This is a genomic window from Niveispirillum fermenti (assembly GCF_048066175.1).
GTDB classification, from domain to species: domain Bacteria; phylum Pseudomonadota; class Alphaproteobacteria; order Azospirillales; family Azospirillaceae; genus Niveispirillum; species Niveispirillum fermenti.
In genome coordinates this window covers 1-253 of record NZ_JBLTXA010000155.1, presented here as the reverse complement: position 1 = coordinate 253, position 253 = coordinate 1, and the positions used below count along the sequence as shown (strand labels likewise).

Annotated in this window: 1 protein-coding gene; it reads right to left on the bottom strand. The window is 74.3% G+C overall.

Going from position 1 to position 253, the window contains the following annotated elements:
* The coding region (locus tag ACM9LZ_RS26125) for an MFS transporter (protein ID WP_416622419.1) at positions 1-253 on the bottom strand (253 nt) is incomplete at both ends.

The following is a 253-nucleotide window of genomic DNA, read 5'->3' as shown; positions in this document are numbered from 1 at the left end:
GCAGGCCAGCGACAGCAGCAGCAGGGCCGGATGGCGGAAGAAGGCCCCCACCGTTTCCATGAAGCCGGCCGCGGGTTCCGGCTTGCCGGCGGCAGCGGCGGGCGCAGGATCCAGGCCGCCGCGCTTTGGCTCGCGGATGGTCAGCCAGACGACGGCGGCGGCCGCGATGCCGATCAGGCCCAGCACGACGAAGGCGCTGCGCCAGCTATAGGCCGCGGCGATGGAGGCGCCGAAGGCCACGCCCAGCGCCTGG